Annotated in this window: 9 protein-coding genes; 2 read left to right on the forward strand and 7 right to left on the reverse strand. The window is 44.7% G+C overall.

The annotated features are described in order from the left end of the window. Positions 1–71: 71 nt before the first annotated feature. The 4 genes from J5X92_RS17345 to rnr form a co-directional block, all read right to left on the reverse strand. Positions 72–323 (reverse strand): hypothetical protein, encoded by a 252-nt coding sequence (locus J5X92_RS17345; protein WP_244361000.1) that lies wholly within the window; start codon positions 321–323, stop codon positions 72–74. A 229-nt stretch (positions 324–552) separates the two neighbouring features. Beyond that, positions 553–2241, reverse strand: coding sequence for a S8 family serine peptidase (locus J5X92_RS17350; RefSeq protein WP_208806193.1), 1689 nt, complete (start codon positions 2239–2241; stop codon positions 553–555). 556 nt (positions 2242–2797) lie between these two features. Further along, positions 2798–3535, reverse strand: coding sequence for a 23S rRNA (guanosine(2251)-2'-O)-methyltransferase RlmB (gene rlmB / locus J5X92_RS17355; protein ID WP_013786232.1), 738 nt, complete (start codon positions 3533–3535; stop codon positions 2798–2800). Continuing rightward, the gene (gene rnr, locus J5X92_RS17360) at positions 3535–5847 is read right to left on the reverse strand and encodes a ribonuclease R (protein ID WP_208806194.1); all 2313 of its coding nucleotides are present in this window, start codon (positions 5845–5847) and stop codon (positions 3535–3537) included. Before rnr ends, rlmB begins: the two co-directional genes overlap by 1 nt. Before the next feature lie 212 nt (positions 5848–6059). Here rnr and J5X92_RS17365 point away from each other — a divergent pair, with 212 nt between their 5' ends. Then, a complete protein-coding gene (locus J5X92_RS17365) occupies positions 6060–7736 on the forward strand; it encodes an alkaline phosphatase D family protein (protein WP_208806195.1) in 1677 nt (558 codons plus the stop codon). A 136-nt stretch (positions 7737–7872) separates the two neighbouring features. Here the strand turns inward: J5X92_RS17365 and J5X92_RS17370 are convergent, their stop codons facing one another. From J5X92_RS17370 to J5X92_RS17380, 3 genes are all read right to left on the reverse strand, one after another. Further along, positions 7873–10206, reverse strand: a complete 2334-nt coding sequence (locus J5X92_RS17370) for a TonB-dependent receptor (RefSeq protein ID WP_129740203.1) — start codon at positions 10204–10206, stop codon at positions 7873–7875. Positions 10207–10649: 443 nt separating this feature from the next. Beyond that, complete coding sequence (locus tag J5X92_RS17375; RefSeq protein ID WP_126871753.1) at positions 10650–11294, reverse strand: tetratricopeptide repeat protein; 645 nt, start codon at positions 11292–11294, stop codon at positions 10650–10652. 266 nt (positions 11295–11560) lie between these two features. Continuing rightward, positions 11561–11812 carry a TIGR02647 family protein gene (locus tag J5X92_RS17380; RefSeq protein ID WP_126871752.1) on the reverse strand — a complete coding sequence of 84 codons (252 nt, stop codon included), beginning with the start codon at positions 11810–11812 and terminating at the stop codon, positions 11561–11563. 247 nt (positions 11813–12059) lie between these two features. Between J5X92_RS17380 and ubiD the strand changes: the two genes are divergently transcribed. Continuing rightward, positions 12060–13547: a 4-hydroxy-3-polyprenylbenzoate decarboxylase gene (gene ubiD / locus J5X92_RS17385; protein ID WP_013786238.1), complete on the forward strand. Its 1488-nt coding sequence runs from the start codon at positions 12060–12062 to the stop codon at positions 13545–13547. Positions 13548–13555 lie beyond the last annotated feature (8 nt).

Genomic DNA, 13555 nt, shown 5'->3' on the forward strand with positions numbered 1-13555 from the left:
TTTAGCAACTGGCTGATATGCTATTTACGACAAAATCGCTCGGTAATTAGACCGACACAATCCCTTGGTAATCACACAAGTTCAATTTCACCGTTGTCCATTGAGTACATCGCAGTAGTATCACCAAATTGCGCAGAGCCAAAGCTATCTCCATCGACTTCTCGCATTTCTACATTCGCACCATTTGGCGAAGCATTATAGAATTGTATATAAGCATACGAGTAATCGGAGCTGCTGTCAGAGCCACCACAAGCAGCTAACCCTGATATTGCCACCAGACCGATAGCTACGTTTCGTAACCAAGCCGGAAATTGAAATTGCATATACTGAACGTCCTTACTAAATTCGTGATTGTTTGAAGGGAGTTACACTGCCCAGAAAGGCGTGAACTATACTGCCGTATGGCACTACAAAGCTTGTTATAGTTCACACCTTTACGCTGCCTTTACAAAGCTGACAATTCACTACAAAAGTATTTTGTCTTTCTATACAAAAAAGCCCCTATTACCTGTTTATAAGGTAATAGGGGCGAGCTTTTTATTTGTAAGTTAACTATTCATAGGAATACGATAACGTTACGCCACTGTAAGTTGTGTAAGCACGAATTCCGATGTGCCAGGTACCCGCTGCGGGTGCTTGGAACGTACACACTTCATTATTACCATTCTCGTAAGGACGGCAATCAAAGTCACTGGTTTCGGGCTGTGACCCAAATTTCATATACAAATCGGCATCGCCACTACCGCCAGACGTTTGTACCGTCATGGTCGTTACACCTTCAGGAATAGTCCACGTATAACGATTCCAATTGCTTTGTGATGCAGATAGTCCGGTAAGTTGACCTGACACCGGCTCAACAGTTGGGTCGGTACCGGGATCTGAACCGCCACTGCCGCCGCAACCATTGGTATTCAGGTAACTGTAGGCATCCTCAAGTTGCATCAGGCCAAAACCATACAAGTTGTCTCGCCCATTTGCTCCCTTGTCTTCAGCCGCTGATGTTAACGCATTTCGTATCTGCGTGTTTGAGCACTGAGGGAAGTAACTCCATACTAAGGCCGCGCCACCTGCTACGTGAGGGGTAGCCATTGAAGTTCCACTTAAAGACGCATATGTGTCTGTAGGGTATGTTGAATAAACGGCACTACCCGGAGCGGCTATTTCAACTTGGTCATTGTACTGACTGTAGCTTGCTCTGTTTTCATTTGAATCAACAGCGGCAACCGACATGACTGCATCGTACGAAGCAGGATATGACTTCGCGCTCGTACCTGCATTACCGGCCGCAGCTACTAGCAACAAGCCATCGTCGGCAAAGCTTTGCATGGCGTTTTGCTCGGTTGTAGACGCGCTGCCGCCACCTAAACTCATGTTAACCACGTTAGCCCCGGCACTTTGACACTGTGAAATGGCATCAATAAGATCAGAGGCGTAGGTCCAATCACCACTGTCATTGAATATCTTAACGATATGCAAATTCACGCCTGGGTAAACACCAACAACCCCTTCGCTATTGTCATAAGCGGCAATGGTGCCCGCCACATGCGTACCATGACCATTGCCATCGTTATACCAATTCCCCACGGCACTATTATTCGCCTGACCGGTTACTCCGTTGTTAGTGCCAGGTAAGTCTGGATGCCCTAGGTTGTATCCCGTGTCGATAACACATACACGCCGAGCGGTAGTATCTGCTTGCGAAAGCTGATTAGCTTGTACCATGGTGTAACCGTAAGGCGTGGTTTGCGCCATAGGTGTGCGCTTTACATCTACTTCAATACTTTCTACATTTGCGTTGTTACGTAGTTTATTGAGGGCACTTCGGCTTAAAGACGCCGCCATCATACGATGCTTTCTAAGCTCTTTACGAACCTCTCCCCCCACCTTCTGTATTTCACTGCGGGCTGATTGCACTTCAAAAGGTCGCTTCACAATAGATTTTGTGGCTTGAACTAGTTCAGCCGAGCCAGATTTGCTGCTACTGGCATTGCTAATAACATCTGTCGTTAATGTTTCTTTGAATTTTATAATATAGCGCTGTTCTTCTTGTGCAGACTCGCCTTTCAAAACAAGTCGTTTACCGAGTAAAGATTGAAGCGATGCTTTTTGCTCTTCCACTTTTACTGGTGCATTGGTTGTGTTTGTTGCTGTCGTGTTTTTTGTGATTGCTGCAGTTGCAGCGTGACTTACTAACCCTACAGAAACTGCAAGGGCGATGGCTGATATACTTGTGTGTTTCATATTCACTTTTATTTCCTGTTATCTGTCTTGTCGTGTTTCAACGCTTTACAGCGCTTTTGAAACTTCGTTGTTATTAATAGACATTCAGGGCAAACGCTACTTCCTACGAAAGCACTCCATGCTCAAATTCGCAAACGGCCCACCTGCCTTTTGATGTGGCATTGGGTAAAACATTAAATGCGCACCATTTAACTATTAAGCATAGAATCAATGAGTTAAGTATTACGAAATGTTCCTCACGTTGAAAATATATACGTAAGTTGTAGATTGAATTGTGCTTAAGTAGCGTTGGAATTTTGGTAAATGCAGAGATGGCGCGAGGTTCGAATGTAAAGTGCCAATTTGTAAGAAAATATTAATTTATAATTTAAATTACCTTAAATATTCACTTGTTAATTTCACGCTTTTCAGAAACGAAAAAGCCGCTAACGGATACGTTAACGGCTTCTGTCTTTTGCGAATCAGTCTGTAGCTAATATAAGTTTGTAGCTAATATAAGTTTGTAGCTAATATAAGTTTGTAGCTAATAGTTATATACCAACTTAATAAAAGCTAGTTAGCCACGTTGGCGCACTATCTCGTATAAGCACACACCAGTGGCAACCGATACATTTAAGCTACTTACACTACCTGCCATTGGTAACTTCACTAATTCATCACAGGTCTCTTTGGTAAGCCTGCGCATGCCTTTACCTTCAGCGCCCATCACTAGTGCGGTTGGGCCATCTAGTTTTATATCGTAGAGGGTTTTGTCGGTTTCGCCCGCCGTGCCCACAATCCATAAACCTTTATCTTGAAGGTGCTTTAACGTACGCGCCAAGTTAGTCACTTGAATAAGTGGGATAACTTCCGCTGCTCCGCACGCGACTTTGCGCACGGTGCCGTTAAGGCTGGCCGATTTATCTTTCGGTACTACCACTGCATGCACACCCGCGCCATCGGCGGTACGCAAACAGGCGCCTAAATTATGCGGATCAGTGATACCGTCAAGCACAAGCAATAATGGCTTGCTTTCTTTGTCTAAGATTCTATCTAAGTCAGCTTCATCCATTACACGAGCGGGTTTCGCTCTAGCGACCACGCCTTGGTGCTGTTCGCCGTTAACTTTGTCGTCTAGTGCTTTACGCTGACAAAACTGTACTGATATACCAAATCGACGTGCTTGATTAACAATATTAGTCAAACGCTCGTCGTTACGGCCTTTTAATACCATCACTTCCATTACACGCTCTGGTTCTTGTTCTAAAACCGACTGCATTGCATGTAAACCATATAACCATTCTTGCTGTGCCATTAACGCTTATCCCCTTTCTTCGAACGCGATGGTGCCCCTTTGCCTTTTGGCGCGCCCTTTTTAGGGCCTCGCTTAGCATTTCTAGGCGGCTTCTTCGCACTGGCTACTTTAACCTTCTTGCCGCCGGGGCCGCGCAGCATAGACTTATCCAGCAATAAATCAATCTTTCTTTCATCTAGGTTAACCGCAGCCACTTTTACTTCTACAGTATCGCCTAGTCTAAATTGACGATGACCCGACTCACCCGCCAGTATTTGTTTAACTTGGTCGTAGTGATAGAAATCGTCATCTAGTGAGGTAATGTGCACTAGGCCGTCAATGTGATATTCGGTTAAGCGAACAAACAAGCCAAAGTTTGTCACTGAGCTCACTACGCCTTCGAAGGTATCGCCAACATGGTCAAGCATGAATTCACATTTAAGCCAGTCAGCAACATCACGGGTTGCATCGTCGGCACGACGTTCGGTCATCGAGCATTGTTCGCCTAGCTGTTCGATTTCTTCAACCGTGTAATTCTTCGCACCTGAAACCGTATTGTTGCCTTTTTGCTTGGCAATAATTCCTTTTAATGCGCGGTGAACCACTAAGTCTGGGTAACGACGAATAGGCGACGTAAAGTGCGCATAGGCTTCAAGGGCTAAGCCAAAGTGACCTAGGTTATCGCCATCGTAAATAGCCTGCTTCATTGAGCGAAGCAACATGGTTTGAATCAGCTCTTCGTCAGGACGACCACGGGTTTTTAATACCACGTCGGTGAAATCTGCCGGTAAGGCTTCATCGGTAATTTTGTGCGGCACGCCTATTTCAGCTAAGTAGCTGGTGAAAGCTGTGAGCCTATCGGCGTCTGGTTTATCGTGTACACGATATAGCGTAGGCGCTTCATTTTCAGACAGTGTTAGTGCAGCACTAACGTTAGCTAAAATCATGCACTCTTCAATAAGTTTGTGGGCATCGTTACGGATAAGCGGCACGATGTTTTCAATTTTACGCTGGGCGTTAAATACAAACTTACTTTCTTGGGTTTCAAACTCAATTGCACCACGGTGCTGACGCGCTTTTTTCAACGAGCGATATAAATCGTGAAGATGACGCAAATGCGGCACTTGTGCTTCATACCGTTGATGAAGATCTTTGTCGCCTTGCAGTATTTGCCATACCTTGGTGTAAGTTAAACGAGCGTGAGAATTCATTACGGCTTCATAGAATTGGTAAGTATCTAACTTACCTTGAGCGGTAATCGTCATCTCGCACACCATACACAAGCGATCAACTTCTGGGTTCAGTGAACACAAGCCGTTAGACAGCACTTCCGGTAGCATAGGAATAACTTGCTCAGGGAAATACACCGAGTTGCCTCGCTGCTGGGCTTCATCGTCTAACGCTGTGCCGTTTCGTACGTAGTAACTTACATCGGCAATGGCTACCCATAGTTGCCAACCACCATCATCTAACGGTTCACAATATACGGCATCATCAAAATCGCGAGCGTCTTCACCGTCTATGGTAACAAGTGGAAGCTGACGTAAATCGATTCGCCCTTCTTTTGCTTCATCGGGCACTTGCTCGGTAAGGTTTTTAACCTGTTTGGTAACGCCTTTTGGCCATTGGTGCGGAATATCAAAGGTGCGAAGCGCCATCTCTATTTCCATACCAGGCGCCATATGCTCACCTAGTACTTCAACAATTTTACCCACTGGGCTCATTTTACGACGTGGGCGCTGCGTAAGCTCAACCACCACTATTTGCCCCATACGGGCGCCGTGTACGTGTTCAGGGGGAATAACAATTTCATACTGTAGACGACTGTCATCTGGCACAACCATGCCAAACCCTTGCTCTACAAAGTAGCGACCAACTATAGGCTCTGAACGCGGTTCTACCACTTGCGTAATAAAGGCTTCTTTACGACCGCGGCGGTCGGTACCGCTAACTCGTGCTTCTACAATATCGTCATGTAAAAACAGTTTCATTTGGCCTGCACTAATGAACAGGTCTCCGCTTTTATCTTCCGGGCGTAAAAAGCCGAAGCCATCACGGTGGCCAATGACTTTACCGCGGAACAACTCATCTTGATCTTGAAGAATGTACTTCTTTTGACGGGTGAACTGAACTTGCCCTTCTCGCTCCATGGCGCGAAGGCGGCGTTGAATGCCAATGCGAGCATCTTCTTCTTCGGCATTTACTGCCGTACATATTTCAAGAAAAGACATAGGTCTGTCTTCTTCTTTCAATAAACTCATCAAAAACTCCCGGCTTGCTACCGGATTTTCGTACTTTTCTTTCTCGCGCTGATAATGCGGATCATCACTCATAGAGTTGTTCTGTCGCCTCGTTAGTTTATTCATTTTTCAAACACTGTTGCCCATGTTCTACGCATAGCAATTTTAAAGCGTTCGATTTACGCACAGTATAACAGCAATCTGCACAAAACATTACGTTATAAAACTGCCATGCCAGTGTCATACACTTTCGATATATCTTTAGTTCTCAATCACTAAAAAAATAACCCTTACGGACATGCCTTATGGACAGACGTTCTTTTATTAAATTAAGTTCTATTACCGGTGCCAGTGTTGCCATTGCAACAGGTTTAGCCGGCTGTGTTTCTACTAAAAAGCCACAAGATAGTGCCAGCTTCACTCATGGCATTGCTAGCGGCGATCCTCTGCATAATAGCGTTATTCTTTGGACCCGAGCTTTGCCCGACAAAAAAGCAGCAAACGCTAACATTTTATGGGAAGTATCTACTTCAAAAGATTTTAGTACGCTTGTTGCCAGTGATATTGCCCAGGCTCAGCAATCACGAGACTATACTGTTAAAGTTGATGTTTCCGGTTTGAATCCTGCCACCCGCTATTATTATCGCTTCAAAAGCGCAAATAGTATGAGCGAAGTAGGTACAACATTAACCTTACCGAAAGAAAATGTAAGCCAGGTAACGTTCGGAGTGTTTTCATGTTCTAACTACCCTGCGGGCTTTTTTACGCCTTATGCTGATGCTGCGTCACAGCAGAATATTGATTTTGTATTGCATTTAGGCGACTACATTTACGAATATGATGGCGAAGGCTATGCCACCGAACATGCTAAAGAATTAGGCCGCACGTTTGCCGAAGACAACGATACCGAGTTGTATACTCTTGAAGATTACCGTAAACGCTACGCGCTCTATCGTACTGACCAAGGTTTATTAGATTTACACCGTGCTAAGCCTTTTATTGTGGTGTGGGACGATCATGAGATCACTAACGACACCTACAAAGATGGTGCTGAAAATCATCAGGAAGATGAGGGGGATTTTTATGCGCGCAGAGCCGCGGCGGTGCAAGCCTATTATGAGTGGCTCCCCATTCGACCTACCTTTGGTGAAAGCAGATTAGAAATATATCGACAGTTTACCTTTGGCGACTTGGTTGACCTATACATGCTAGATACTCGTGTTTTAGCGCGAGATAAGCAGTTAGCCTATAGTGACTTTCGCGACCCTGATACCAAGGCTTTTGATTTACCCGGATTTACCAAAGCGATTAGTGCACCAGAACGAGGTTTACTGGGGGATGCTCAACGAACATGGCTTAATACGGCCATGAACGATAGCAAGGCGAAGTGGCAAGTATTAGGGCAGCAGCTTTTAATTGGCCGCATGATGTTTCCTGCCTCTATCTTTAATGGTGTCCCTTTTGAAAAAATTCCTGCTCATGTGCACGCCCTTGCAAATAGCAAACGCAGAAAGCTAGCCGGAGAAACCATTTCAGCACAAGAAGAAAAGCTGCTAGCCGCTGCCATGCCGTACAACCTTGATGCATGGGATGGCTATCCGGTTGAAAGGGAACAATTGCTAACTGCAGTGCAACAATTAAATAAACCAGTGATCGCATTAGCGGGCGACACGCACAATGCGTGGCATAACACCTTAACCTTGCAAGATGGCACAGCGGTGGCAACGGAGCTTGCCACATCCAGTGTTTCATCGCCGGGTATGGAGCATTATTTAAAAATGGATGCTGACACGGCGTCAACCATGGCGGAAGATCTTCCTGTACTTATCGATGATTTAGCATATTGCAATTTGCATCAGCGGGGATATTTAACGGTATCTTTTACTGAAAAACAGGCGGTTGCCACGTGGCGTTATGTAGATACGATTAAATCCATGTCGGCCAGCGCAGTAAATAGTCATGAGTTTGTCATTGAGGGCTGACGAAGGCCTAAGTAATGGCTGGGCAAAGGCTAGCAAAGCGCTAGCGCCGTTACTTTCAATCTAACACTAAGATAAAAAAATCCCGTTACCGCCAAAAGCGAAACGGGATTTTTTTATTATTTAAAAGCTACCGATATTAGTAGCTATAGTAGAAGCGCACGCCTGCAATGCGCGGCATACCGCGAACATAAGTAGGGATACCTAAACCACCACCGGTATTACCTGCATCAATCACATACTCTTTATCGAAGGCATTTTCTAAATACACTTCATACGCAAAGCTGCTTGCTTCTTGCGAAAACTGTACAGAGATATCTGTCAATGAATGAGTATCTTGCGACAAACCAGGGTAGTTACTGCTTTCAAAGAATACTTCAGACTGGAAGCTCGTTAGCCAGTTTACATTTACAAGCCAGTTTTGAACTTCAAATTCCTTGTTGATATTTATCGCCCCGCTTACCTCTGGCGCTAGGCGGAATTTATTTCCAGCATACTGGAATGGGCTACCATCGGCAGTATTGTCAGCAAACTCTGCGTCTAAGAAACCGATGCTACCGGTTATCGATAACGTATCGCTGTAATGATAAGTTCCCATACCTTCAATACCGGACATGGTTGAATCACCCACGGTTACGGTAATGGATTGTAAAGTTTCAGGATCAGTATAAGACTGCTGATAATCGCTATATTCATAGGTAAAAACCGCACCGGAGAAGGTGAAATTGTTACTTTGATATTTAACGCCTAAATCGTAGCTATCAACAATTTCAGCTTTAGTCGTCGATACACCAGAGAAGTCGGCATTAACTACAGGTGAGCGACGGCCTCGGGCGTAGTTCGCATAGAAATTCCAGTTATCGTTCATGTCATAACTTACAGCAAAACGAGGTAGCGTATCGTCAAAGTCGCCTTCCCCCTCAAATTCAAATGTGCCTGAATCTAATGTATAGGTGTTTTTGGTATAACGTGATTCATCAATATAACGCACACCCGCGGTCACATTCACCTTGTCAGTCACAAAGTAAGACACCTCAGCCACATAAGACGTGATATCTAGCTCTGCCTCAAAGATATAAGGGCCTTGAATAATAGTAGAGGGGAAATCTGCATTTGAAATTGGCGTGCCATCGGCATTAAACAATGAAGACACTAACATAGCGCGCAAAGCTTCAATTTCTTCAAGCGAGGCATCGGTAGCAATGTTTTGATTTAGCGGAATATTCGAAGACGCTTCTAATTGTGCTTTTACTGCATCGAACGTGCCGCGTACAAACGGGTCTACCATAACGTAATACGGCAGTATCGAATCATCTTGGCTTACAGAGGCGCCCACAAAAGCCACCAGCTTTTCGCCCGCATCATAAACCAAGCGCATAGAACCACCGCTTAGTGTTGCATCGTTATCGAAGTAGGCATCTTGAATTCTAAGGGCCGAACCATCGGCATCAAACCCTTCACTTACTTCTACGTCTTTATAATACGCATCGCCATGAAACATTAGGCTGTTACTAATATCGTAATCTAATGAAATATCGTAGGCCTGCAGTGTACGCTCAATACCAAGCTCACTGCCCATACTAAATTCAGCGGCTGTAAACGGGCTGGTATCGCCGCCATTAGGCGCAATCGAGCCTGATTTAAATGCAATACCTGGCTGGTCGTTATATTCCATTGAAGCACGGGCTATTATTTCAAAGTTGTCGTAGCTGGCTTTCCATGTCCCACGTAGGGCTTGTACTGAAATGCCTTGCAGATCTTCACTGTTACAGGGCACTGCATTACCTAAATGATCAATCATGTCGGCGTTGCCATAGTAGCTATCTTCAGAGCAGGCATTGTTTTCTATAATACCGTCCATCTGACGATATAAGCCGGCAATACGCACGCTATGATTATCATTAATAGGTGTATTGAACATGAACTCGGCTTCTTTGCCCGACTCAGTGTCGTAACCTAGCTGAACCGTTGCTTCCTTTTCATTGGTAGGCAAGTGAGAGTGAATACTGATAGCACCGTTAGCCGCGGCAACACCAAATAGTGTGGGCTGCGGGCCTTTTAATACTTCGACACGAGCAATATCGTAAAGCGCTACACTTGATACTGTTTTCTTACTGATATCGAAGCCATCTTGATATACCGAGATACGTGGAGTAGCCGAAACGGAAGAGCCGTCGTCTGTAACGCCACGAATATTAAATGAAGGTAGGCTTACCGCTTGTTCTTGAATTTGAACGTTTGGCAAAACGCGAGAAAGCTCATCAAGTTCCATAATGTTTGTGCGCTCTAAAAAGTCGCCTGAAATAACATCCATGGTTACCGGAACATCCATTATCGATTGCTCACGCATTTGAGCAGTAACGGTAATTTCTTCAATGTAGTCTTTCTCATCTGCTGGTGAATCTGTATTAGCAAATGTTGGGGCAGCCAATGCGCTAAAAATAGCGGTGGCTAATAGGGTTTTTGAAAACATGTGTGTCCCTTAATGAATATCTCGTTAGTGTGTTCTGCGCTTAATTGTGTGTATTTTCATGATTTATTGCAGTAGTGGTCAGAGCTCTGCAAAGCAGATGAATTTAATTCTGTTATAAGACGAAATGATGAAGCGAAGGTGACAGATAAGAGGCAGTTTTATGACAACATGTTTCAAAACCCAATAATTATCATACACGTATATAACTACACATAACTGTGATGGATTGGGGTAAGAAGCGCTTGTTAGCCTGCTGGGCGTTTTTTCTTGCGATCTTAATTTAGTAAAGTCGCACTATATTGCGGTTTAAATGAATTGCGGCCGAAGTGAGTTTGCTCAAGCATTGTTGCGGTGGGGGAAGTTTTCGAACGTGCCATATAATTTTTAGCAAACGTGCTTAATGGCGAGCGAACCTGCTACCAGCGATTGCTAGCCTAAATGGACTAACTGTCTAATGGGCGTTTTGCTGCGCGTACTGCTTTAGGATGCATTAGCTGTTCAAGCTTGCTTAAGTAACTGGCTATTTTTTGATGCTGCGCTTTGTCGTTAGTGACTGAGTTATGTAACCAATGATAGGCATCTTGATAGTCGTAAGGGCTGCCGTAACCGTCAAGAAATAGCTCAACTAACTGCAATTGCGCCTTTAAACTTTTTAGCGCTGCGGCTTCTCGCAAATACACTACCGCTCTTTCTTTATTTTGTTGTACTAAAGTACCGTTCGCATAGTAACGACCTAACTGTTCTAACGCAGCAGGGAAACCTTGGTTCGCCGCATCTTCAATATGGGTCATGCCCCTGGCAGGTTCAGCATCAACGCATACCCCCCACGCTAACATGTCCCCCCATAAAAACTGATAAGCAGGCACTTTAAGTATATCCGCACGGGCTTCTATATCTTGCACTAGCTGACATCTATCGGCGACTACTTTATCTAAGTGAGTATTGGCATTAATCATATCGATAAGCGCATTTTGATCGTATAACTGCACCGCACGAATTTCATCAATAGTTTCCCCTTCAGCCAACGCCAAGGCGCTGAAAAGTGTAGAAAGCAATAAACAAATTGTGGGCAGTGAATACAGTTTCATATCAATGGCTTCTTTATTTAGACGTTGGTGATTTGAGTTAATGTCTTAAGTTAAAGTCTGGGGTTAATGTCTTCAAACCATGCTTCTTAAGCGGTTAGGTATAAAGGCCGAGAAACAAATAACGGTATGAATATGACGATATTTACATCTAGACCTTAATGGCTATGTTTAATTATCGGCCATTAAAGCGAATACTTAATGATAGTTTAACGGGGTTTGTTTAACGGGGCAGGCTAAACAGCAGCCCCGCTACAAGCGTGTATTCTTTAGTGGCTACTTTTGCGATTACACAGCGCTGATTGTAGATGACGAGAATGATCGGCCAAATCTATTCCTAAATCGGTAAGATAACCGCCATCGGGCTGAGTAATCAGACCCTTTGTATAAAGTCTTGACGCGGCATTCACCATTGATTGGCTGGCATCGTGATGTATCTTTAGGCCTTGTAATAAACTGTCTGTAGGAAACTTAACTAATAAGTTAAGTTCGTCGAGCATGTCCTGGTCAAATATTGTCATACACTCACCTTAGGCAAAAAAGGGTATTATTGTTATTCACTCTTTTATATAGACAGTTCAACTACTTGAAGTTCAACCGCACTAACGCTATCAGACTACCATTTACGTAGGGTGTCCAGATTATTTTATCAACATACGCCGCTAAAACTTGATAAGCCACCCTTTTAGCCCACTGAACTGATCGGACTTTGTGTCGAAATAGTATATTCTTGTTCCTAACTTTAGTCTGCGGATACCCCCTGTTCAAATGAAGTACAAAGATTTACGTGACTTTATTCACCAGTTGGAAGCCAAAGGTGAATTGGTTCGCATTAGCCAGCCAATCGATACCGATTTAGAAATGACCGAAATAGCCGACCGTACACTACGTGCTGGTGGCCCTGCGCTATTATTTGAAAACCCTAAAAACCATAGCATGCCTGTATTGGCCAACTTATTTGGCACACCAGAACGTGTGGCAATGGGAATGGGGCAAGAGTCGGTTGCGGCACTTCGAGAAGTGGGCGAATTGCTGGCCTATTTAAAAGAACCCGAACCACCTAAAGGGCTAAAGGATTTATGGCAAAAACTGCCTGTTTTTAAACAGGTACTGAATATGCCAGCCAAGGTCGTAAAAAAAGCACCTTGCCAAGAAGTCGTACTAACCGGTGATGATGTCGATTTAGGTAAACTGCCTATCCAGCGTTGCTGGCCCGGTGATGCCGCGCCGCTTATTACGTGGGGGTTAAGTGTGACTAAAGGCCCGCATAAAAACCGCCAGAACCTAGGTATCTATCGCCAGCAGGTTATCGGTAAGAACAAGCTTATTATGCGTTGGTTATCTCACCGTGGTGGTGCGCTCGATTTTCGTGAATGGTGCCAAACTCACCCAGGAAAACCCTATCCGGTAAGCGTGGCACTAGGGGCCGATCCGGCCACTATTTTAGGTGCCGTTACTCCTGTGCCTGACACCCTTTCCGAATATGCCTTTGCAGGGTTGTTGCGAGGCGATAAAACTGAAGTGGTTAAATCGATAAGTAACGACCTGCAAGTGCCTGCAAGCGCTGAAATTGTTCTGGAAGGTTATATTGCACAAGACGAAGTCGCGCCCGAAGGGCCTTACGGCGATCATACTGGTTACTACAACGAAGTTGATGACTTCCCTGTGTTTACGGTAACCCATATTACCCATCGTAAAGATCCTATTTACCATTCAACGTATACCGGTCGCCCGCCTGATGAGCCAGCTATTTTAGGCGTAGCATTAAACGAAGTATTCGTGCCTATTTTGCAAAAACAGTTTCCAGAAATTGTAGACTTTTATCTACCGCCAGAAGGGTGTTCTTACCGCATGGCTGTGGTTACCATGAAAAAACAATATCCGGGTCATGCTAAGCGCGTAATGATGGGGGTTTGGTCGTTTTTACGACAGTTTATGTACACAAAGTTTGTGATAGTGTGCGATGACGACGTAAACGCCCGCGACTGGAACGATGTGATTTGGGCCATTACCACGCGTATGGATCCGGCACGCGATACGGTTATGATTGAAAATACTCCCATCGACTATTTAGATTTTGCTTCGCCAGTGTCTGGCCTTGGGTCGAAGATGGGGATGGACGCCACCAATAAAATGCCCGGCGAAACCGACCGTGAATGGGGCGAACCCATTGTGATGGACGAAGACGTGAAAAAACGGGTGGATGATATCTGGGATGAACTTGGTATCATGGACTTACCAACGGCGAAACGCTAACAGCAAAC

This window comes from Alteromonas sp. K632G, from assembly GCF_017653625.1.
In the GTDB taxonomy this organism is placed as follows: domain Bacteria; phylum Pseudomonadota; class Gammaproteobacteria; order Enterobacterales; family Alteromonadaceae; genus Alteromonas; species Alteromonas naphthalenivorans.

Coding starts and splice junctions, on each gene's coding strand:
- J5X92_RS17370 (WP_129740203.1), bottom strand. CDS start 10,206: ATGTTTTCAAAAACCCTATTAGCCACCGCTATTTTTAGCGCATTGGCT.
- J5X92_RS17365 (WP_208806195.1), top strand. CDS start 6,060: ATGGACAGACGTTCTTTTATTAAATTAAGTTCTATTACCGGTGCCAGT.
- J5X92_RS17345 (WP_244361000.1), bottom strand. CDS start 323: ATGCAATTTCAATTTCCGGCTTGGTTACGAAACGTAGCTATCGGTCTG.
- rlmB (WP_013786232.1), bottom strand. CDS start 3,535: ATGGCACAGCAAGAATGGTTATATGGTTTACATGCAATGCAGTCGGTT.
- ubiD (WP_013786238.1), top strand. CDS start 12,060: ATGAAGTACAAAGATTTACGTGACTTTATTCACCAGTTGGAAGCCAAA.
- rnr (WP_208806194.1), bottom strand. CDS start 5,847: ATGAGTGATGATCCGCATTATCAGCGCGAGAAAGAAAAGTACGAAAAT.
- J5X92_RS17380 (WP_126871752.1), bottom strand. CDS start 11,812: ATGACAATATTTGACCAGGACATGCTCGACGAACTTAACTTATTAGTT.
- J5X92_RS17375 (WP_126871753.1), bottom strand. CDS start 11,294: ATGAAACTGTATTCACTGCCCACAATTTGTTTATTGCTTTCTACACTT.
- J5X92_RS17350 (WP_208806193.1), bottom strand. CDS start 2,241: ATGAAACACACAAGTATATCAGCCATCGCCCTTGCAGTTTCTGTAGGG.